A 21,609-nucleotide genomic window follows, 5' to 3' on the forward strand; every position below is an offset into this window, starting at 1 on the left:
GCAGTTTTGGTGTCGCACCGCCACGGACCGATCGACGGGCCGTGGCGGGTGGGCGGGTGGCCCGCCGCGGCGTGCGGGTGCGTAACGCCAGCGTCACAAGCGGTCCCTACACTGCCGCGATGTCACTGATCGAACTTGATGCGGTTGCCAAGTCCTGGGGGAGCACCACGGCATTGCAGTCCGTGAACCTGCGCATTGAGCCCGGTTCTTTCTGCGTGCTGCTGGGACCCTCGGGCTGCGGCAAATCGACCACGCTGCGCATCATTGCGGGGCTGGAGTCACCCACATCGGGCAGCGTGCGCATCGACGGGCAGGACGTCACGCGGTTGCCACCGGCGCGGCGCGGCATCGCGATGGTGTTTCAGAACTATGCGCTGTTTCCGCACTTGAGCGTGGCGCAGAACATCGGCTTTGGGCTGGCGGTGCGCAAGGTGCCCAAGGCCGAGGCCGCGCGGCGCGTGGCGCATGCGGCCGAGCTGCTGGGCCTGGCCCCGCTGCTGGAGCGCCGGCCCGCACAGTTGTCCGGCGGGCAGCAGCAGCGCGTGGCGCTGGGCCGCGCCCTGGTGGCCCAGGCCCGCGTGTGCCTGATGGACGAACCGCTGTCCAACCTGGATGCGCAATTGCGCCAGGAGATGCGCACCGAGCTGCGCGAGCTGCAGCAGCGCCTGGGACTTACCGTGGTGTACGTGACGCACGACCAGGCCGAGGCCATGAGCATGGCCGACCAGGTGGTGCTGCTGCACCAGGGGCGCGTGGAGCAGTGCGCGCCGCCGCGCGATGTGTACGCCGCACCCGCTTCCACCTTTGCCGCGCGCTTCATCGGCACGCCCGCCATGAACCTGGTGCGACTGGAACAGGGCCGCATCGCGGGCACCGATATCGCCGTGGGTCGCACGCAGGCGCACTGGCTCGGCCTGCGTCCCGAGGCCGTGGCCCTGGACGACGGCAGCGGTGGGTCGAGCGGCGTGGCCGCCTCCGTGCACAGCCAGGAATACCTGGGCGCGGATGCCGTGCTGCGCTGCGCTATCGGCACCGAATTCATCACCGTGCGCGCGCCGGGGCAGCACGCCCCCGCAGCCAACGGGCAGGGTGTGCGCCTGCGGTGGTGCGGGCACGACCAGCATTTCTTTGACGCCCAGGGCCAGCGCCTGGCGGCTTGAGCCACTTCTTACGCAGCCTGCGCCGCATGGGCGTGCACGGCGCTGCCTTTCGTTTCCTCTCCCCACTCTTTCCAGACCCCAGGAGCTTTCGCAATGCAACGCAAGATGTTTTTGAAGACCTTGGCTGCGCCCGCCCTCGCGGCCATGGCGCTGTGTGCCGTTACCGCCCATGCGCAGACCCCGGTGGAGGTGCCGTTCTACTACCCCGTGGCCGTGGGCGGCCCCATCACCAAGGTGATCGACGGCTACGCGGCCGACTTCAACAAGGCGCATCCGCAGTACAGGGTGGTGCCCATCTATGCCGGCACGTACCAGGAGACCATCGTCAAGGCGCTCACCGCGCACAAGTCCGGCAAGGCGCCGGCCACTTCGGTGCTGCTGTCCACCGACATGTTCACGCTGATCGACGAGGACGCCATCGCCCCCATCGACGACTTCGTGAAGACCGACGCCGACCGTGCCTGGATCAAGGGCTTCTACCCGGCCTTCATGGCCAACAGCCAGACGGGCGGCAAGACCTGGGGCGTGCCGTTCCAGCGCTCCACGGTGGTCATGTACTACAACAAGGAGGCCTTCAAGGAAGCCGGCTTGGACCCCCACAAGGCGCCCCAGAACTGGAAGGAACTGAAGGAAGCGGCGCACAAGCTCACCAAGAAGGACGCCAGCGGCAACGTGACGCAGTACGGCATCCAGATCCCGTCCACCGGCTTTGCCTACTGGATGCTGCAGACGCTGACCACGCCCAACGACGTGCTGCTGGCCAATGGGGCCGGCACCCAGGTCACCTTCGACCACCCCAAGGTCATCGAGGCGCTGGACTTCTGGGTCAACCTGGCCAAGGAAGGCGTGCACCCCAAGGGCGTGGTGGAGTGGGGCACGACGCCCAAGGACTTCTTCGAGAAGAAGGCCGCGATCATCGTCACGACCACGGGCAACCTGACCAACGTGAAGAACAACGCCAAGTTCGACTTCGGCGTGGCCCAGATTGCCGGCAACCTGCGCAAGGGCTCGCCCACGGGCGGCGGCAACTTCTACATCTTCAAGAAGGCGCCGCAAGAGCAGCAGCAGGCCGCGTTCGAGTTCGCCAAGTGGATCACCCAGCCCGAGCGCGCTGCGCAGTGGAGCATGGACAGCGGCTACGTGGCCGTCTCGCCTGCTGCCTACGATACGCCGGCGCTCAAAAAATACGGCCAGGACTTCCCGCCCGCGCTGGTGGCGCGCGATCAACTGCCGGTGTCGGTGGCCGAGTTCTCCACGCACGACAACCAGCGTGTGACCAAGGTGCTCAACGACGCCATCCAGGCCGCGCTGAACGGCACCAAGACCTCGGCGCAAGCGATGAAGGACGCTCAGCGCGAGGCCGATCGCATCCTGCGCAGCTACAAGTAAGGGCGAGCCTCCCATGCCGGTGATGCGCAGCACGCCGGATGCGGGCAGCAGCCAGCGTGCCATGCACGCCTGGCTGCTGCTGCTTCCGGCCCTGGTCCTGTTGGTGGCCTTCACGCACTGGCCCACGCTGGCCACGCTGATCGACAGCTTCCATTCCACGCCCCGCGGCGGCCGTGCGGGGGTGTGGGTGGGGCTGGAGAACTATGCGTCCATGGTGGACGACCCCGTGTTCTGGCAGGCCGTGCGCAACAACCTGTGGTTCGCTGGCGCGACCATTCCGCTGTCCATCGGCTTGGCGCTGATCATGGCGCTGTGGGTGAATGAGCGCATGCCGGGACGCACGTGGGTGCGCATGGCGTACTTCACGCCCACCGTGCTGCCGATGATCGCCGTGGCCAACGTCTGGCTGTTCTTCTACACGCCGCAGTACGGGCTGCTGGAGCAGATCACCAGCCTGCTCGGGCTGCCGTCGCGCAACTGGCTGGGCGACCCGGCCACGGCGCTGGCCTGCGTCACGGTGGTGGCGGTGTGGAAGGAGGCGGGCTTCTTCATGATCTTCTACCTGGCCGCGCTGCAGACGCTGAACCCCAGCCTGAAGGAGGCCGCGGCCATCGAGGGCGGGTCGCGCTGGTACTTCTTTCGCCGCGTGCAGTGGCCGCTGCTCATGCCCACCACGCTGTTCGTGCTGGTCAATGCCGTGATCAACGCCTTCCGTCTGGTGGACCATCTCTTCATCCTCACGCGCGGCGGGCCGGACAACGCTTCCACGCTGCTGCTGTACCACCTGTACGAGGTGGGCTTCAAGTTCTGGGACACGGGCTATGCCGCGGCGCTCACGGTGGTGCTGGTGGTGGCGCTGGCCGGCGTGGCGCTGGTGCAGTTCTTCGTGTTCGACAAACGGGTGCATTACCAGTGAAACAACCCCCGGAGCGGCTGCGCCACTTCCCCCTTCTCTCACCCCTTCTCTCACGCTGCGCGTGGGAAGGAGGACGCCGCCCGTGCGGCGGGGCGGCCCTTGCACGGCGGCCCTGGCTTGGGTGGTGCCGGTTTCATCCCTTAGGAGGGCGCGACGCGCCATGAGAACCAATACGCTGTACCAGGTCACCCTGCTGGATACCCTGGCCGCCTGGACGCTGGCCCTGCTGTGGCTGCTGCCGCTGGCCTATGCGGTGTGGACGGCCTTTCACCCCGCGGAGTACGCCACGCGCTTCGATCTGCTGGCGCCCTGGACGCTGGAGAACTTCCGCCGCGCCTGGGAGGCCGCGCCCTTCGCGCGCTACTTCCTCAACACCACCGTGCTGGTGGCGATGATCCTGGCCGCGCAGCTGGTGCTGTCCACGCTGGCGGCCTATGCCTTCGCGCGCTATCGCTTTCGCGGCCAGAACGTGGCCTTCGCGCTGGTGCTGGTGCAGCTCATGGTCATGCCCGACATCCTGCTGGTCGAGAACTACAAGACCATGGGCCGCCTGGGCCTGGTGGATTCGCTGGTGGCCATCGGTCTGCCGTACTTTGCCTCGGCCTTTGCCATCTTCCTGCTGCGCCAGACCTTCATGGGCATTCCCAAGGAGCTGGATGAAGCCGCGCGCGTGGAGGGTGCCAGCGCCCTGCAGATCCTGTGGCGCGTATACGTGCCGCTGGCGCGGCCGGTGTACACCGCGTTTGCGCTGGTGTCGGTGAGCTTTCACTGGAACAACTTCCTGTGGCCGCTCATCATCACCAACAGCGTGGAATCCCGCCCGCTCACCGTGGGGCTGCAGGTGTTCTCGTCGGTGGAGCAGGGCGTGGAATGGTCGCTCATCACCGCGGCCACGCTGATGTCCACCGCGCCGCTGCTCATCGGGTTCATACTCTTTCAGCGCCAGTTCGTGCAGAGCTTCATGCGCGCGGGCATCAAGTAGCAATTCAAACCAAATCAGCCTCCGGCGCCCGTGCAGCAAGCGCGAGCAGCTCTGTTTTCAGGAGTAAACCATGCAGCTCGTCACCTGGAACACCCAGTGGTGCCGCGGCCTGGACGGCCGCGTGGACCCCGCGCGCATCGTGCAATACGCATTGGCGCTGGGCGACGTGGATGTGCTGTGCCTGCAGGAGATCGCCGTGAACTACCCCGGCTTGCCCGGTGCGCCCGTCGACCAGGTGGCGCAGGTGCAGGCCGCGCTGCCCGCAGGCTGGCAGGTGTTCTTTGGCGCCGCGGTGGATGAGTGGACCGCCGCGGGCCGCCAGCGCTTTGGCAACCTGATCGCCACGCGCCTGCCTGTGCTGCAGCTGCAGCACCACCCGCTGCCATACCCGCCCGATGCCGGCGTGCGCAGCATGCCGCGCCTGTGCAGCGTGCTCACCGTGCAGGACCCCGCGCTGGGCCCGGTGCGCGTGATGACCACGCACCTGGAGTACTACTCCAAGCCCCAGCGCATGGCGCAGGCGCTGGCGCTGCGTGCGCTGCACCTGCAGGCCTGCGCGCAGGCTGCGCAGCCGCCGCAGGGCCTGGCCGACGGCTCGCCGTTCCAGCCCAAGGCGCACACGCCCCATGCCGTGCTGTGCGGCGACTTCAACCTGCAGGCGCACGAGCCCGAATACGCCGCGCTGGCCGCTGCGCTGGCGGACGAGGAGGGCGCGACCATGGGTCAGGCGGGCCAGCCCCCGCTGTGGGATGCATGGCGACTGCTGCACCCCGGCGCGCCGCAGCCGCCCACGTTTTGCGTGTTCGACCAGACCTATGCGCCGCAGCCGCTGGCCTGTGACTTCATCTGGGTCAGTGATTCGCTGAGGAGCCGGGTGCGCGCGGTGCGGGTCGATGGCGTGACGCAGGCATCAGACCACCAGCCCGTGCTGCTGGTGCTGGAATGAGTGACCGTGCGGTCAGGCCGGCTGTGATGCGGCGGGCTGCTGCTGTGCAGGCGCCTCGCCGGCCGAAGGCGGCTCCCACTCGGCCCAGTCGGGGCCGAACAGCTCCGCCGGATGCTGGCTGCGCTCCGATCCGTTGCCGCACTGCATGGCATCGGCGGCGCAGTAGCGGTCGCAGCCCCAGCACGTGCGTTCGGGATGTGCGGGGTTCAGCGGAAACTTCTTGGCCATGGGGCAGGGCAGTTATCAAGGGGAAGCAGTCACTGTCGTCACCCGATCCCGGTAGGGTTTTGATGTACATCAAGCCATTTCCGCGCGGGGCAGCTCGTACGATGCAGCCCTTTCGCTGAATCACCCCCCCCTGAACACGCCATGGGACTGCTGCAAACCGCCAAGCAATGGGCGCGTGCGCTCAAGCGCGACGTGCTCGTCGTCTACCTGGCCGCGCGCGATCCGCGTACCCCCTGGGCGCTGCGTCTGTTGGCGCTGGCCGTGGCCGCCTATGCGCTGAGCCCCATCGACCTGGTGCCTGATTTCATTCCCGTGCTGGGCTATCTGGACGACCTGCTCATCGTGCCCCTGGGCCTGGCGCTGGTGCTGCGCCTGCTGCCGCCGCCGGTGCTGCTGGCCGCGCGCGAGCGTGCCGCGCGCATGCTGGCGCGCCCGCGTAGCTGGCTGGCCGCGGCGATCATCATCATGCTGTGGGTGCTGCTGGCTGTGCTGCTCTTCGCCTGGTGGCGTGGCCGGTAAGGTCGCGGCAGCGGTGGCGTGTGCGGCTGCGACTATGCTCGGCAGTTGTCCCTCCTCTTCGTCTGAAAGCCTTTGTACATGCTGATGGGTCTAGCCGCCAACCGTTTGCACCACCATACCGAAGACGGTGCGCTGTTCGCCTTCCTGCGCGCCTGCGAGGCGGGCATACGCGAACTGCGGCTGGGCCTGCACACCGTGGGCCGCACCCATGATGCGATTGCCGCCGCCGGCATGCTGCAGGGCTACCGGCCGCTGGTGCGCTACCCCTATGGGCGCGAGGGCGGGCTGATGAAGCTCGTGGCCGAGGTGGTGGGCATGCCCGAGCCGGGCCGCACGCTGGACGGCGCCATCTACCTCATCGACCCGGTGGACCCGTCGTCCATCTTCCCGGAGGCGCTGGCGCTCAAGCGCCAGTGCGTGATCCACGGCAAGCCGTTCCTGTCCACCGTGGCCAGCGCGCGCGACTGGGTGGAGATGGAGCGCATGCATGCCGGCCTGCCGGCCGACCGCAACGCCGACCGCTTCCATGACTACGGCGCGCAGACGCTGGCGCTGATCGCCCACGATGCGATGAAGTCCGCCATGCTGGACTTTGCGGCGCGCAACTTCGAGTTGCTCTCGCGCTTTCGCCAGCGCGTGGCCACGGGCACCACGGGCCAGCGCCTGAACGAGCTGGCCTGGGCGCGCGGCTGGCCCGCCGATACGCCCTGGGTGCAGCGTTTCAACAGCGGCCCGCTGGGCGGCGACGCGCAGATTGCCGACTGGGTGCTGCAGCGGCGCTGCCACCGCGCCATCTTTTTTGAGGACCCGCACGTGGCGCGCCAGCACGAGGCCGACATCCAGCTGCTGGAGCGCGCCGTGACCACCGCCACGCACGACGCGGTATGCACCACCTCGCCCCAGGTGGCGCAGCGCTGGTGCGATGCGGCCGCACTGCGCGCCACGCGGTGATGCGCCTGTGAGGTGGCGACGCGCCCTCGCGGCGGCGTGTCTGGCGCTGGCCAGCACCGTCAGCCTGGCGCTGCCCACGTTCGATGAGGTGCGCGCCGATTTCCGCTCGTCCGAGACCCTGGTGCTTTCGCGCGAGGGCGAGGTGCTGCAGCGCCTGCGTACCGACGCCACCGTGCGCCGCGGCCAGTGGCTGGGCCTGGCCGATGTGTCGCCCGCGCTGCGCCAGGCGCTGGTGCTGAGCGAGGACCGGCGCTTTTACGAGCACAGCGGCGTGGACTGGGCCGCGGTGTCGGCCGCCGCCTGGGGCAACCTGTGGAACCAGCGCACGCGCGGCGCCAGCACGCTGACCATGCAGCTCGCGGGGCTGCTCGACGGCCCGGATGCCGATTTCTTGCGCCAGGGCCCCGGTGGGCGCAGCGTGCCGCAGAAGCTGGGGCAGGCCGTGGCCGCGCAGGTGCTGGACCGGCGCTGGCGCAAGGACCAGATCCTGGAGGCGTACCTGAACCTGGTGCCGTTTCGCGGGGAGATCGTGGGCATCGACGCGCTGGCGCGCACGCTGTTCGGCAAGGCCGCGCACGGCCTGGACGAGCGCGAGGCCGCCGTGGCCGCGGCCCTGGTGCGCGCGCCCAATGCGCGGCCCGCATTGGTGGCCCGGCGCGCCTGCGGCGTGCTGCGCGACATGCGACGGGCGGGCCACAGCGGCGCGCAGGGTACCGATTGCGACGCGCTGGACCTGTTCACCACCGCCGCGCTGCAGCGCCGCGCGTTCGACGCCAGCGAGGGCATCGCGCCGCACTTTGCGCGCCAGCTGCTGCGCCAGGGGGCGCGCATGCCGTCGGGCAGTGCGCACCAGCGCGTGCGCGCCACGCTCAGCGCGCCGCTGCAGCGCATGGCGGTGGACACGCTCACGCGCCACCTGCGTGAGCTGCGCGGGCGCAACGTGGAAGACGCCGCGCTGGTGGTGCTGGACAACGCCACGGGCGAGGTGCTGGCCTGGGTGGGCTCGTCCGGCCCCTTGAGCCAAGCGGCCGAGGTGGATGGCGTGCTGGCCCTGCGCCAGCCCGGCTCCACGCTCAAGCCCTTCCTGTACGCGCAGGCGATTGCCGAGCGGCGGCTCACGGCTGCCTCGCTGGTGCACGATTCGCCCGCGCACATCGCCACCGCCGGCGGGCTGTACATCCCGCAAAACTACGACCGCCAGTTCAAGGGCTGGGTGTCCGCGCGCACCGCGCTGGCCGCCTCGCTGAACGTGCCGGCGGTACGCACGCTGGTGATGGTGACGCCCGACGCCTTCTTCGAGCAACTGCGGCGCCTGGGGCTGCCGCTGACTGAGTCCGGCGGCTATTACGGTTACAGCCTGGCGCTGGGCAGCAGCGAGGTGCCGCTGCTGCACCTGACCAATGCCTACCGTGCGCTGGCCAACGGCGGGCGCCTGAGCCCCGTGGCCTATGCGCCTGCGCAGCGCCCGGCGTTCACGCCGGCGCTGGATGCCGGCGCGGCCTTCATCGTGGGGGACATCCTGTCGGATGGCAACGCGCGCGTGCGCACCTTTGGCACCGACAGCGTGCTGGCCACGCGCTTCTGGACGGCGGTGAAAACCGGCACCAGCAAGGACATGCGCGACAACTGGGCCGTGGGCTGGTCGCAGCGCTACACCGTGGGCGTGTGGGTGGGCAACGCCAGCGGCGCCGCTATGCATGACGTGAGCGGCACCAGCGGCGCAGCGCCCATCTGGGCCGAGGTCATGAGCTGGCTGCACCGCCGCACGCCCAGCCGCGCGCCGCGCCCGCCACAGGGCCTGGTGCGGCAGGTGGTGCGCTTCGGGCCGGGCGACGGCGGCCAGCCGCTGGAGGGTGCGCGGCAGGAGTGGTTCATGGGCGGCACGCAGCAAGCGTTATTTGCTATCGAAAGTGAAGCTAATGGCGCAAGCGAGACGGGCGTTACAGGCACAAATAATGCAAGTCCTGAGGCGGTAGCGGCGCGCATCCTGGCGCCGGCGTCGGGCACCGTGGTGGCGCTGGACCCGGACATTCCGCCCGCGCACCAGCGCCTGCAATTCACGGCGGGCGGTGTGGGCCGCGCGGCGGTGCGCTGGCGCATCGACGGGCGGATGGCCGGCAGCGGCGCGCAGTGGGCATGGCTGCCTTGGCCGGGCCGCCACCGCGTGGAGCTGGTGGACGCCCAGGGCAAGGTACTGGACCAGGTGCAGATCGAGGTGCGCGGCGCGGGCGTGCGCGCGCGGCGCTGACGCAGCGGCACGTGCGAGCCCGGCGCCTGGCGCCCGCGCCCGCGCTGCAAAATTTTCACAGTGCGCTCAAATCCTTCAAGCACGCGGCGCCGGGCTGGGACTACGATCCACGGTTTTCCGTCAACGCACTCACCAAGAGCCTGCCGGACTGGGAAGGCGCCGGCCATTCGCTGGCGCTCCAGGCGCGGCACGCTCGCACAGCCCGAGGGATTTGCCGTGGCCGACCTGTCCAAAATCACCTGCATCGAAGACCTGCGCGTGGTCGCTGAACGCCGCGTGCCGCGCATGTTCTATGACTACGCCGACTCGGGCGCCTGGACCGAGGGCACCTACCGCGCCAACGAAGACGACTTTCACCCCATCAAGCTGCGCCAGCGCGTGGCGGTGAACATGGAAGGGCGTACCACGGCCACCACGCTGGTGGGGCAGCAGGCCAAGATGCCCGTGTGCATCGCGCCCGTGGGCCTCACGGGCATGCAGCATGCCGACGGCGAGATCCACGCCGCGCGCGCGGCCGAGAAGTTCGGCATTCCGTTCACGCTGTCCACGATGAGCATCTGCTCCATCGAGGACATTGCCGAAAACACCAGCGCGCCGTTCTGGTTCCAGCTGTACATGATGCGTGACCGCGATGCGATGGCCCGCATGATCCAGCGCGCCAAGGACGCCAAGTGCAGCGCCCTGGTACTCACGCTGGACCTGCAGGTGATCGGCCAGCGCCACAAGGACATCAAGAACGGCCTGACCGCGCCGCCGAAGCCCACGCTGGCCAACATCATCAACCTCATGACCAAGCCCCAGTGGTGCCTGGGCATGGCCGGCACGCGCCGGCGCACCTTCCGCAATCTGGTGGGGCATGTGAAGGGCGTGTCGGACATGAGTTCGCTGGCCGCCTGGACCAACGAGCAGTTCGACCCGCGCCTGTCCTGGGCCGACGTGGCCTGGGTGAAGGAGCAGTGGGGCGGCAAGCTGATCCTCAAGGGCATCATGGTCGAGGAGGACGCGCGCCTGGCCGTGCAGCACGGCGCCGACGCCATCGTGGTCAGCAACCACGGCGGGCGCCAGCTGGACGGCGCGCCGTCCGCCATCCACGCGCTGCCAGCCATTGTGGATGCCGTGGGCACGCAGACCGAGGTGTGGATGGACGGCGGCATCCGCAGCGGCCAGGACGTGCTCAAGGCCTGGGCGCTGGGCGCGCGCGGCACCATGATCGGCCGCGCCATGGTGTATGGCCTGGGCGCATTCGGTGAGGCGGGCGTGACCAAGGCGCTGCAGATCCTCCACAAGGAGCTGGACGTGACCATGGCCTTCTGCGGCCACACCAACATCCAGAACGTGGACCGCTCCATCCTCGTGCCCGGCACCTATCCCACCGCGCCGCAGAGCTGACGCGCACTATTGTTTTAATAGCTGCTGGCGCTTGATAGATAAGCGTTGGTGGCCGATTTGGCTTCGGGTATTCAGGATGGCCATCGCCATGGGCTGAGGCGCCCCTCGCCAATCGCAGGGGCTGCGCGGCGACGGCGCTGGCTATGCTCGGCGGCGCATGACCTCCTCCCTGACCGCCGTTGCACCCTGGCTCTGGGTGCCCGTGGTGCTGTTTGCCGCGCTGGCGCAGACCGTGCGCAACACCGCGCAGCGCTCCCTGACCGCCGAGCTGGGCACGCTGCCCGCCACGCTGGTGCGCTTTCTCTACGGCCTGCCGTTTGCCGGCGTGTGGCTGGCGTTGCTGTACGCCTGGCCCGCGCAGCCGCCGGCCGTGCCGCATTTCAGCGCCGCCTACCTGGGCTGGATCGCGCTGGGCGCGTTCTTCCAGATCGCGGGCACGGCCTTCCTGCTGCTGGCCATGGCCGAGCGCAACTTCGCCGTGGCCGTGACCCTGTCCAAGACCGAGGTGCTGCAGGTGGCGCTGTTCGCCAGCGTGTTCCTGCACGAACTGCCCACGCCGCTCGCGCTGCTGGCGATGGTGGTGGCCACGCTGGGCGTGCTGCTGCTGTCGCTGCCCCCGCGCGGACAGCTGCTGTCGCCTGCAGCCTGGCTGAGCCGCCCGGCCCTCTATGGCCTGGCCTGCGGCGCCAGCTTTGCGATCGCCTCGGTGGGTTTTCGCGGCGGGGCGCTGGCGCTGGGGGCCGAGACGCCGTGGCTGTCGGGCGCCTGGGGCGTGCTGATCGCGCAGACGCTGCAGACGCTGGGCCTGGGCGCCTGGGTGGCGCTCAAGACCGAGCGGGGCCTGGCGCCGCTGTGGCCGGCGTGGCGCATGTCGCTGGTGGCGGGCAGCATGGGTGCGGCCGCGTCGCTGGCGTGGTTCACCGCCTATGCCATGCAGACCACGGGCGCCGTGCGCACGCTGGGCATGGTGGAGGTGGCGTTCAGCTACCTGGTGTCGCGCCGCCTGTTCAGCGAGTCTTTCACGCGGCCCGAGAAGATCGGCATGGCGTTGATGCTGGTGGGGTTGGTGCTGATCTGCTCGCAAATTGGATTACCTCCCTGAGTCGCTTCGCGCCTTCCCCCCGCTCTCGCATTGCTGCGCAATGCGGGCAGGGGGACGCCACCAGCGCGGCGGGGCGGCCCTTGCGCGGTGGCCCGCGCCGGGGGGCGCGCCAGTTTCCTAGGCGGCACGACTCGCGCAGCGCGCGACAATTGGCGCCGTGACCGCTACTGCCTCTGATCGCCGCATCGCCCACCTCGACATGGATGCGTTCTACGCCTCCGTCGAACTCCTGCGCTACCCGCAACTCAAGGGGCTGCCCGTGGTGATCGGTGGCGGCCGCCGCCCGCAGGACGAAGCGCTGACCGCTGCCTACGCCGGGCGGCCGGGGGATATTCCGGTGGCGGCGTTTGCGCTGCTGAAGGACTACGCGGGCCGCGGCGTGATCACCACCGCCACCTATGCGGCGCGCCAGTTCGGCGTGGGCTCGGCCATGGGGTTGATGAAGGCCGCGCGCCTGTGTCCGCAGGCCGTGCTGCTGCCGGTGGACTTTGCTGCCTACCGTCGCTACTCCAGGCTTTTCAAGGAAGTGATCCTCTCCATCGCGCCGGTCATGGAAGACCGCGGCGTGGACGAGGTGTACATCGACTTCACGCGAGTAGCGGGCGGCCAGCGCGACGGCGGGCGGGTGCTGGCGCGGCTGATCCAGAAGAGCATCTTCGACGCCACGGGGCTGACCTGCTCGATCGGCGTGGCGCCCAACAAGCTCATCGCCAAGATGGCGAGCGAGTTCAACAAGCCTAACGGCATCTCCATCGTGCAGCCAGGCGACCTGCAAGACCTGATCTGGCCGCTGGACTGCCGCAAGATCAACGGCGTGGGCCCCAAGGCCGAGGCCAGGCTGCTCGCCCACGGCATCCGCACCATTGGCGAATTGGCCCAGCGGCCGCTGCCGTGGCTGATGCAGCAGTTCGGGCGTTCCTACGGTGCCTGGCTGCACGACGCCGCCTGGGGGCGCGACGAGCGCGCGGTGGTGACCGAGAGCGAGCCCGTCTCCATGAGCCGCGAAACCACCTTTGAGCGCGACCTGCACGCGGTGCACGACCGCGCCGAACTGGGCCGCATCTTTACCGCACTGTGTGAGCAGGTGGCGGGGGACCTGCAGCGCAAGGGCTACGCCGGCCGCACCATCGGCATCAAGCTGCGCTACGACGACTTCAAGATCGCCACCCGCGACCAGACGGTGGCGGACTTCACCCAGGACGCGGTCACCATCCGCCGCGTGGCGGGCCTGTGCCTCAAACGCGTGCCCTTGACCAAGCGCCTGCGCCTGCTGGGCGTGCGCGTGGGCAACCTGCTGCCCCAGGCAGCCGTTGCCCAGCAGGCGGCGGGTTGGGGCGAAAGCGCGCCGTTGTTCTGATGGGGGCGGGATGTCGCACCATGTTGGTGCGAATTTGCTTGACGTAAATCTAGGGGGTAATTCATAAAAGTTACACTCGCTTACTCATATTCCTGACGGCCCCGCATTGGGGCCGTTTGTCCTTTCAGAGGTTGTGCATGCGTGTGAACGTCCCGGTCACGGGCCGCGGGTATGACTATCCCGCCGATGAGTTGCTGGTGTCTCTCACCAATACCCGGGGTGAAATCACCCACTGCAATCCCGCGTTTGCGCGGGTGAGCGGCTATTCCCATGAAGAACTCATGGGCCAGCCGCACAACCTCATCCGCCATCCCGACATGCCCCCGGCGGCCTTCAAGGACCTGTGGTCCACCATCGGCCGCGGCAAGCCCTGGACGGGGCTGGTCAAGAACCGCCGCAAGAACGGCGACCACTATTGGGTGCGCGCCAACGTGGTGCCGGTGCTGGAACGCGGCAAGCCCGTGGGCTACATGTCGGTGCGGGTGAAGCCATCGGCCGACGAGGTGGCCGCGGCCGACGCTCTGTATGCGCGCATGCGCGCCGAGGCCCAGTCCGGCCGCGCCACGCTGGTGCTGCGCGAGGGCGAGCTGCTGCACGCCGGCCCACGCGGCTGGGTGGAGCGTCTGGTACGTCTGGGTCTTACGGCACGCATGGCCGTTACGCTGGCGGTGCTGTCCATCGCGGTACTGTTGCCCGACGCGCTGGGCCTTGCGGGCTGGGCGGCCGTGGCGTGGCGGGCTGCCGCGCTGGGGCTGGGCGCGGGCGTCATGCTGAACTACTTTCACAGCCACTTCTCGACCGCGCTGGAGGAGGCCGAGCGGTTTGCCGGCGACATCGCGGGCTGCAACCTGGCCACCACGGCGCGCACCGACTATTCGGCGTCGCTGGGCGCGCTCATGCGCCGTCTGGTGCAGATCCAGATCAACCTGCGCGCCGTGGTGGGCGATGTGCGCAACGAAGTGCAGGGCTTTTCTGCCGCCGCCACGCAGGTGGCGCAGGGCGGACGCGAACTGTCGGCGCGCACCGAAGCGCAGGCCGGCAGCCTGCAGCAGACCGCCGCCGCCATGGAGGAACTGGCCAGCACCGTGGCCCACACGGCGGATGCGGCGGCGCAGATGGCGAGCGAGAGCGAGCGCAATATGGCCGTGGCCAGCCGCGGCGGCGCCGCCATCGCCGAGGTGGCGCAGTCCATGGAGCACATCCGCCGCTCGTCGGCGCGCATGGGCGAGATCATCGGCGTGATCGAGAGTATTGCCTTTCAGACCAACCTGCTGGCACTCAACGCCGCGGTGGAGGCCGCGCGCGCGGGCGAGCAGGGCCGCGGCTTTGCCGTGGTGGCGGGCGAGGTGCGCGCGCTGGCGCAGCGCAGTGCGACCGCCGCCAAGGAGATCAGCGGCCTGATCGGCCAGACGGTGGACGGCATCGCCGATGGCAACCGGCGCATGGCGCAGGCGGGCCGCACCATCGAGGAGATGGTGGATGCGGTGCGGCGCGTGAGCACCCAGGTGCAGGAGATCACGACCGCCACGCGCGAGCAGTCCGAAGGCATCGGCCAGGTGAACGAGGCCATCGTCCAGCTCGACAGCGTGACGCAGCAGAACGCCGCGTTGGTGGAGGAGTCGGCCGCCGCGGCCCAGGCGCTGCGCGCAGGCGTGACCTCGTTGGGCCGCAGCGTGGATGTGTTCCGCCTGGGCTGACGGGCTGTCCAGCGCGGGGCGCTTTCGGTGAAAAGGCACGCGCGGCTACTGGCTGCATGGGGCCGTGGCGGTGCCGGGCCCTGTGCTGCTACGGGCGCGCTGCTGCCCTGCCAGGGCCGCTTTATTGCCGCGCGGTGCGCACGTTGCGCGGCAGCTGCTGCGGGTGACTGGTGCGCAGGGGGTTGATGTCCAGACCGCCGCGGCGTGTGTAGCGCGCGTACACGGCCAGCTTGATGGGGCGGCAGCGCGTCCAGATGTCCATGAAGATGCGCTCCACGCACTGCTCGTGGAATTCGTTGTGGTTGCGAAAGCTCACCAGGTACTGCAGCAGGCCGGCCTGGTCGATTTGCGCGCCGCTGTAGGTGATCTGCACGCTGCCCCAGTCGGGCTGGCCGGTCACCAGGCAGTTGCTCTTGAGCAGGTGGCTCACCAGCGTCTCGGTCACCGGGGCCTCGTCATGGTGGGCGGCCAGCAGCTCGGGCGCGGGCTGGTAGCGCGTGCATTCCACGTCCAGGCGGTCCAGCAGCAGGCCGTCCAGCTCGTGGATGGGCTCGCGGTCGAAGGCCTCGGGCAGCAGCAGCGTCACGCCCACGGTGCCAGGGTGCTCGGCGCCGCGCCACACGGCCTCGCTCACGTCGGCGCGGATGCATGCGCGCACTTCGGCCTCACTGGCAAAGCGGGTGTTGTTGAAGCTGTTCAGGTACAGCTTGAACGACTTGCTCTCGACGATGTGGGGCGTCTCGCAGGGAACGGTGATGTGGGCGATGGCCACCTGCGGCTTGCCGCGCAGGTTGAGCCACGACAGCTCGAACGCCGTCCACAGGTCCGCGCCGAAGAAGGGGGCGTTGCCGTCGATGCCGATCTCGGCGCGCTTGTCCGCGCGCGGGATGGGAAACAGCAGCGACGCGTCGTACTGGTCGGCATAGGCCGAGGCCTTGCCGAGTTGGGAGTGTTCCGGGGTGTTCATGGTGTGCTATGGATTGGATAGCTGCTGGCGCTTGTCGAATAAGCGCTAGAGGCCCATTTCATTTGAATTCCCGTTCGCGCAGCCATTTGGTGGCGATCCACTTCTCGCCCTCGATCACCGAGGCGCCGCCGTGCAGCGTGCGCGTGCTGGGGTGGGGCCGCTCGTAGCTGAAGAACACCGCATTGCCCTGGCGCGGCGCCACTTCCAGGGGCACGTCGGGAAAGGTGGTGCCGCCGCCCTTGAGCGGGTTGTTCAGGTAGATCACCAGCGTCGCCACGCGCTGGCCGCCGCGGCGCACGATGGTGGAGGTGCCGGGCTGGTCGGGGTCGAAGTAGTCGTAGTGCGGCTTGTATTCCGCGCCGGGGCGGTAGTGCAGCACCTGCAGGCCTTCGCCGTTCTCGATGGGCCAGCGCACCAGGCGGGCGATGCGCTCTTCCAGCCGCTGCACCACGGGCGTCTCGCCGCGCTGAAAGAACATGCCGTCGCTGGTGCGGTCCGCGTTCACCTCTTCGCCGCCGGTGGTGGTCTGCACGGTGAGCGAGCGCGCCATGCGCGGCCGTGCGGCATCGATGATGGCCTGGCATTCCTCGGGCGACAGCAGGTTGCCGAACAGCACCACGCGCGGGTGGGCCATCGACATCAGCACCTCGACCTGGCGGTCGCCCACGTCGATGAAGAGCGGCGCGTCGGCGATGTCGGGCTCGGGCACCGGCACGGCGGGCGGCAGGCCTTGCGGCTGCACTGCGCCGTCCAGATGCGCGCGCAGTACCTCCTCCACCGCGCGCACGGCAACGCTATCGGCCCAGCCCGCATTGCGCATGGCCTCGATCAGTGCGGGCGTGGCGATGCCGGCGCCGTACTGGTCGAGGATCCACTGGCGCAGCTCGGGCGTAACGGACTGGGAGGAGGCGAAGCTGTGATCGGGCATGGGCTTTCGTTGGGGCAGGGTTTCAGGTGCGCTTGAGGCCCAGCACCTGCAGTTCGGCATCGCTCAAGCGCGACAGCACGTCGCTGCGCAGCGTCTGCAGGCGCTGGTGGTGGCGAAAGTCCAGGTCTACACCCTGCAGCGGCTGCACGCCGTCGGACGCGAGCGCATAAGCCTCGCCGGCCGTCTCGTTCACCAGCAGCCACATGCGCCGCACCTGGCCCCGCTGGCCGCCATGCGTGTGCTGGGCGGCAAACGCCTCCGCATCGGCGCGCCGGGTGAAGGTGGCTTTCAGGAATTCTTCACGCATGAACGTGATCCACACGCCCCAGCCTTCGCGCACGGTGGCCTCGAAGGGCTGGTCGACGGCTTGGGTGGCGGGGTAGTGCGCGGTTTCGACGGCGTGGTTCATGGGGGGCGTCCAGGAAAGGAGGGGAACCCGTCTAGCTGCCGGCGGCGTGGCGGCGGAACACGAGCCGGTCGGGCTGGGACGAGGCCGGGTGGAAAGCATAGCCTTCTAGGTCGAATTCCTCCAGCCGCCGCGGGGTGGCCGCGCGCTGCTGGATGGCCCAGCGCGCCATCAGGCCGCGCGCGCGCTTGGCGTAGAAGCTGATGATCTTGTACTGGCCGGCCTTGTGGTCCTCGAACACGCATTCGATCACGCGCGCCTTGAGCACCTTGCGGTCCACGGACTTGAAGTACTCCTGCGAAGCCAGGTTGACCACCACCGGCGTGGCGTCCGCGGCCAGTCGCTGGTTCAGGTGTTCGGCGATGCGCGCGCCCCAGAACTGGTAGAGGTTGGCGCCGGCATCGGTCGCCAGGCGCGTGCCCATCTCCAGGCGATAGGGCTGCATGCGGTCCAGCGGTCGCAGCACACCGTACAGGCCGCTCAGGATGGCGACATGCTGCTGCGCCCACTGCAGGTCTTCGAGGGAGAGCGACTGCGCCTGCAGCCCTTCGTACACGTCGCCGTTGAAGGCCATCACGGCCTGGCGCGCGTTGGCGGCCGTGAAGCGCGGCTGCCAGGCCGCATAGCGCGCCACGTTGAGGGCGGCCAGCGGGTCGCTGATCGACATCAGCGCGGCCACTTCCTGCGGCGACTTCTCGCGCAGCACCGCGATCAGGCGCTGTGCGTCGGGCACGAACGCGGGCAGCGTGTGCGGCAGGCCGGCGGGCAGGGGGGTGTCGTAGTCCAGCGACTTGGCGGGCGACAGCAGGAACAGCACGGTCATTACTCCCAATGTGCGAGCTGCCGTGGCTATCAGCTGAATATGCCTCTAAGGCTTATCCATCAAGCGCCAGCAGCTCATTTATCGATAGCATAAAACGCCACCGGGGGCATGACGCCCCCGGTGTTCTGCCATGGCGCGGGCTTAGGCGGCCGCGTTGTCCTGGTCGAACGGCAGCTGCATCGCACCCAGGTCGCGGCGGGTTTCCACCAGCACCAGCGGACCTTCATCCAGCACCACCACGGGCGCACGCTCGCGCGGCACGTGGACGGGCTTGGGCTCGGCCGCAATCGCGGCCTGCGCGGCGGCGATCTTCTGGGCGTCGGAATTCACCCATTGCAGGCCCGAAGCCTGCGCCACCTGCTGCAGCGTGTCCACGGGCAGCGTGAATGCCTGCACGCGCGGCATGCCACCGGTTGCCGGCGCCACCGCGGTGGCAGCCGGAGCCGGTGCGGGCACAGGTGCCGCTGCAACGGGCGCGGGCGCCGGTGCGGGGGCTGCCACGGCGGCCGGGGGTGGCGTCACTGCGGCCGTGGCTTCGGGCGCGGCCTGCGGCGTTGCCGCCGGGGCAGATGCCGGAGCGGAGGCGAAATAGCTGCGGCGTGCGGGGGCGGAGTCTTCCTCGGCCGCCGCAGCGGGAGCGGGGAGGTCCAGGTCCATCAGCGGCGCGGCAGGCGCTTCGGCATCGGCACCGGTGGCGCTGGCCTCGGCATTGCGCGGGCCGCGCTCGCCACGTTCGCGGCGGTCGCGTCCATAGCGGTCGCGCGAACGGCGCTCGCGGCGCTCCTCGCCGGCGGGGGCCTCGGCGCCGGAAGTACCGACTTCAGCGCCGGACAGGTCCAGGTCCGGCAATGCGGCCAGGGGCGCAGTGTCGGCAAAGTCGGCGCCAGCGGCGGGGGCGTTGGCGTCGATGGTGCGCGGGCCGCGTTCGCGGCGCTCGCCGCCGCGTTCGCCACCGCGCTCACGGCGCTCGCCTCGTTCACCCCGTTCGCGGCGTTCGCCGGTGCGTGCCGTGCGCTCCTCGGTCACTGCCACGTCGGCATCGGTCGTGACCGGGGTGTTGGCCAGGTCGGCCGCAGACTGCACGGGCGGCTGTGCGTTGCGCTCACCGCGCTCGCGGCCGCCACGGCCATCGCGCGGCTCGCGGCGGCTCTCGCCTTCCGCGCGATCGCCACGGCGTTCGCCGTCGCGGCCATTGCGTGGCTCACGCGGTTCGCGGTTCTCGCGGCCCTCGGCGCTGCGCTCGCCGCCACGGCCTTCGCCACGGCGGCCGCGGCCTTCGCCGCCTTCGCGGTTGCCGTTGCGCTCACCGCCACGCTCGCCGCTGCGTTCACCAGTGCGTTCGCCACGGCGACCGCCGCGCTCACCGCGACGCCCTTCGCCGCGTGCGCCGGGTTCCGCGGGCGTCTGCGCGGGGGCCGCCACAGGAGCGGGCGCGGGTGCGGCGCCAAAGCCGAACAGGCTCTTGATCCATGCGAAGAAGCCCTGCTCGGGCGCCGGTGCGGCGGCCGGGCGCTGGGGCGCGGGCGTGGGGGCCGTTGCCGGGCGCTGCTGGCCCTGGCCCTGCGGGCGCGTGGCGCCGCGGGCGGCGCCTTCGGGGCGCGGCTCGGCCACAGGGGCCGGCGCGTCGGGCAACACGCCCTTGATCACGGGCGTCTGCTTGTTGGTGGGCTCCTGCGAGCGGCGCGTGACCTTGGTCTGGTCTTCCTCCACGTCGGCCAGCTTGTAGCTGGCGTCCAGGTTTTCCAGGCGCGGGTCGTCGTGCTTGAGGCGCTCCAGCTTGTAGTGCGGTGTTTCCAGCGACTTGTTGGGGATCAGCACCACGGAGACGCGCTGCTTGAGTTCGATCTTGGCGATCTCGGTGCGCTTTTCGTTCAGCAGGAAGCTGGCCACCTCCACCGGCACCTGGCAGTGCACGGCGGCGGTGCTGTCCTTCATGGACTCTTCCTGGATCATGCGCAGCATCTGCAGCGAGAAGCCTTCCGTGTCGCGCACGTGGCCGGTGCCGTCGCACAGCGGGCAACGGATATGCGCGCCTTCGGACAGCGACGGCTTCAGGCGCTGGCGGCTCATCTCCATGAGGCCGAACTTGCTGATGGTGCCGAACTGCACGCGGGCGCGGTCCTGGCGCAGCGCGTCGCGCAGGCGGTTTTCCACTTCGCGGCGGTTCTTGCTCTCCTCCATGTCGATGAAGTCGATCACGATCAGGCCGCCCAGGTCGCGCAGGCGCATCTGGCGGGCCACTTCGTCGGCGGCTTCCAGGTTGGTGCGGGTGGCGGTTTCCTCGATGTCGCCGCCCTTGATGGCGCGTGCCGAGTTCACGTCCACGCTGACCAGCGCCTCGGTGTGGTCGATCACGATGGCGCCGCCCGAGGGCAGGGTCACGGTGCGCGCGTAGGCGGATTCGATCTGGTGCTCGATCTGGAAGCGCGAGAACAGCGGTGCGTCGTCGCGGTAGCGCTTGACCTTGCCGGCATGCTCGGGCATGACGTGCGCCATGAACTGGTGCGCCTGCTCGTAGATGTCGTCAGTGTCGATGAGGATGTCACCGATGTCGCTGTTGAAGTAGTCGCGGATGGCGCGGATCACCAGGCTGGATTCCTGGTAGATGAGGAAGGCACCCTTGCCGGCCTTGGCGGCGCCATCGATGGCGGTCCACAGCTTGAGCAGGTAGTTCAGGTCCCATTGCAACTCGGGCGCGGAACGGCCGATGCCGGCGGTGCGCGCGATGATGCTCATGCCCTTGGGGTACTCCAGCTGGTCCATCGCCTCCTTGAGCTCGGCGCGGTCCTCGCCCTCGATGCGGCGCGACACGCCCCCGCCGCGGGGGTTGTTGGGCATCAGCACCACATAGCGGCCGGCCAGGCTGATGAAGGTGGTCAGGGCCGCGCCCTTGTTGCCGCGCTCTTCCTTCTCGACCTGAACGATCAGCTCCTGGCCTTCCTTGATCACGTCCTGGATCCTGGCCTGGCTGGGTGATACGCCCTCGGCGAAATACTGTTTGGAGATTTCCTTGAACGGCAGGAAGCCGTGGCGGTCTTCGCCATAGTCAACGAAGCAGGCCTCCAGCGACGGTTCCACGCGCGTGACGACGGCTTTGTAGATGTTGCCCTTGCGCTGCTCGCGCCCTTCGATCTCGATCTCGTAGTCCAGCAGCTTCTGGCCGTCCACGATGGCCAGGCGCCGCTCCTCGGGCTGCGTGGCATTGATGAGCATCCGCTTCATGATGCAATTCCTTTTCGTTGTGTCGTGGCGGCCCGCGCGCAGCGCTCTCTCAGGGCTGCAGCGGCGCGTACCGCCGGTTCCAAACCAAACAGGCTCTACACGAGCCGGAAATGCCTGGACTGACGCATCGAAACGAGGGAATTGCCGGGATGCACCACGACTGCTGGGTTGGCTAACTCAGCAGGCGGGGTGGTGGCGCGTGGATGGGGGCGAGCCGGTCAGCGCGCAGGCGTGCTACTAAAAATGTAGCTGTTGGCGCTTGACCGGCAGGTGTTGGTGGCGATTTGCGTGCACGTGGCAAAGGCTGACGCCCTCGCCACAATGACACCATCCATGCCAGCAACACCCACATGATTTTCGCTTTGATCCGCTGGCCGCA

The 21,609-nt window shown here is 69.1% G+C and carries 18 protein-coding genes; 12 read left to right on the top strand and 6 right to left on the bottom strand.

What is annotated here, in order from left to right; genetic code table 11:
- The first annotated feature begins 119 nt into the window (after positions 1–119).
- The 5 genes from BA022_RS00445 (at position 120) to BA022_RS00465 (ending at position 5,393) form a co-directional block, all read left to right on the top strand.
- On the top strand, positions 120–1,160 hold the full coding sequence (locus BA022_RS00445) for an ABC transporter ATP-binding protein (RefSeq protein ID WP_088886210.1): 1,041 nt from the start codon (positions 120–122) through the stop codon (positions 1,158–1,160).
- A 93-nt stretch (positions 1,161–1,253) separates the two neighbouring features.
- Positions 1,254–2,549, top strand: a complete 1,296-nt coding sequence (locus BA022_RS00450; RefSeq protein ID WP_088886211.1) for an ABC transporter substrate-binding protein — start codon at positions 1,254–1,256, stop codon at positions 2,547–2,549.
- 13 nt (positions 2,550–2,562) lie between these two features.
- Entirely contained in the window at positions 2,563–3,465 is a 903-nt protein-coding gene (locus tag BA022_RS00455; protein WP_088886212.1) for a carbohydrate ABC transporter permease, read from the top strand.
- A 160-nt stretch (positions 3,466–3,625) separates the two neighbouring features.
- The gene (locus BA022_RS00460; RefSeq protein ID WP_011806423.1) at positions 3,626–4,447 is read left to right on the top strand and encodes a carbohydrate ABC transporter permease; all 822 of its coding nucleotides are present in this window, start codon (positions 3,626–3,628) and stop codon (positions 4,445–4,447) included.
- A gap of 70 nt (positions 4,448–4,517) precedes the next feature.
- Positions 4,518–5,393 (top strand): endonuclease/exonuclease/phosphatase family protein, encoded by an 876-nt coding sequence (locus tag BA022_RS00465; protein WP_088886213.1) that lies wholly within the window; start codon positions 4,518–4,520, stop codon positions 5,391–5,393.
- Between the two features lie 12 nt (positions 5,394–5,405).
- Here the strand turns inward: BA022_RS00465 and BA022_RS00470 are convergent, their stop codons facing one another.
- Entirely contained in the window at positions 5,406–5,621 is a 216-nt protein-coding gene (locus tag BA022_RS00470) for a DUF3079 domain-containing protein (RefSeq protein ID WP_011806421.1), read from the bottom strand.
- Between the two features lie 141 nt (positions 5,622–5,762).
- Between BA022_RS00470 and BA022_RS00475 the strand changes: the two genes are divergently transcribed.
- The 7 genes from BA022_RS00475 (at position 5,763) to BA022_RS00505 (ending at position 14,884) form a co-directional block, all read left to right on the top strand.
- The gene (locus BA022_RS00475) at positions 5,763–6,140 is read left to right on the top strand and encodes a YkvA family protein (RefSeq protein ID WP_088886214.1); all 378 of its coding nucleotides are present in this window, start codon (positions 5,763–5,765) and stop codon (positions 6,138–6,140) included.
- A 78-nt stretch (positions 6,141–6,218) separates the two neighbouring features.
- Positions 6,219–7,091 (top strand): methylglyoxal synthase, encoded by an 873-nt coding sequence (locus tag BA022_RS00480; protein WP_015913994.1) that lies wholly within the window; start codon positions 6,219–6,221, stop codon positions 7,089–7,091.
- Positions 7,063–9,339, top strand: a complete 2,277-nt coding sequence (pbpC, locus tag BA022_RS00485; protein ID WP_088886215.1) for a penicillin-binding protein 1C — start codon at positions 7,063–7,065, stop codon at positions 9,337–9,339. The genes BA022_RS00480 and pbpC overlap by 29 nt, the downstream gene beginning before the upstream one ends.
- 216 nt (positions 9,340–9,555) lie before the next feature.
- Positions 9,556–10,728: an alpha-hydroxy acid oxidase gene (locus tag BA022_RS00490; protein ID WP_011806417.1), complete on the top strand. Its 1,173-nt coding sequence runs from the start codon at positions 9,556–9,558 to the stop codon at positions 10,726–10,728.
- 157 nt (positions 10,729–10,885) lie between these two features.
- Entirely contained in the window at positions 10,886–11,830 is a 945-nt protein-coding gene (locus BA022_RS00495) for a DMT family transporter (protein WP_088886216.1), read from the top strand.
- Positions 11,831–12,029: 199 nt separating this feature from the next.
- Entirely contained in the window at positions 12,030–13,187 is a 1,158-nt protein-coding gene (locus tag BA022_RS00500; RefSeq protein ID WP_088886217.1) for a Y-family DNA polymerase, read from the top strand.
- A 137-nt stretch (positions 13,188–13,324) separates the two neighbouring features.
- Positions 13,325–14,884, top strand: coding sequence for a methyl-accepting chemotaxis protein (locus BA022_RS00505; protein WP_088886218.1), 1,560 nt, complete (start codon positions 13,325–13,327; stop codon positions 14,882–14,884).
- Between the two features lie 121 nt (positions 14,885–15,005).
- On the opposite strand, the gene queF is transcribed toward BA022_RS00505, so the two are convergent.
- The 5 genes from queF to BA022_RS00530 form a co-directional block, all read right to left on the bottom strand.
- Positions 15,006–15,851 (bottom strand): NADPH-dependent 7-cyano-7-deazaguanine reductase QueF, encoded by an 846-nt coding sequence (queF, locus tag BA022_RS00510; protein ID WP_088886219.1) that lies wholly within the window; start codon positions 15,849–15,851, stop codon positions 15,006–15,008.
- 58 nt (positions 15,852–15,909) lie between these two features.
- Complete coding sequence (locus tag BA022_RS00515) at positions 15,910–16,779, bottom strand: 2OG-Fe(II) oxygenase (RefSeq protein WP_088886220.1); 870 nt, start codon at positions 16,777–16,779, stop codon at positions 15,910–15,912.
- 22 nt (positions 16,780–16,801) lie between these two features.
- The gene (locus BA022_RS00520; protein ID WP_011806411.1) at positions 16,802–17,188 is read right to left on the bottom strand and encodes a hypothetical protein; all 387 of its coding nucleotides are present in this window, start codon (positions 17,186–17,188) and stop codon (positions 16,802–16,804) included.
- A 31-nt stretch (positions 17,189–17,219) separates the two neighbouring features.
- On the bottom strand, positions 17,220–18,002 hold the full coding sequence (yaaA, locus tag BA022_RS00525) for a peroxide stress protein YaaA (protein WP_173370366.1): 783 nt from the start codon (positions 18,000–18,002) through the stop codon (positions 17,220–17,222).
- Between the two features lie 147 nt (positions 18,003–18,149).
- Entirely contained in the window at positions 18,150–21,230 is a 3,081-nt protein-coding gene (locus tag BA022_RS00530) for an Rne/Rng family ribonuclease (RefSeq protein ID WP_088886221.1), read from the bottom strand.
- Positions 21,231–21,609: the final 379 nt, after the last annotated feature.

The sequence above is a fragment of the Diaphorobacter nitroreducens genome, assembly GCF_002214645.1.
GTDB lineage: Bacteria > Pseudomonadota > Gammaproteobacteria > Burkholderiales > Burkholderiaceae_C > Diaphorobacter > Diaphorobacter nitroreducens.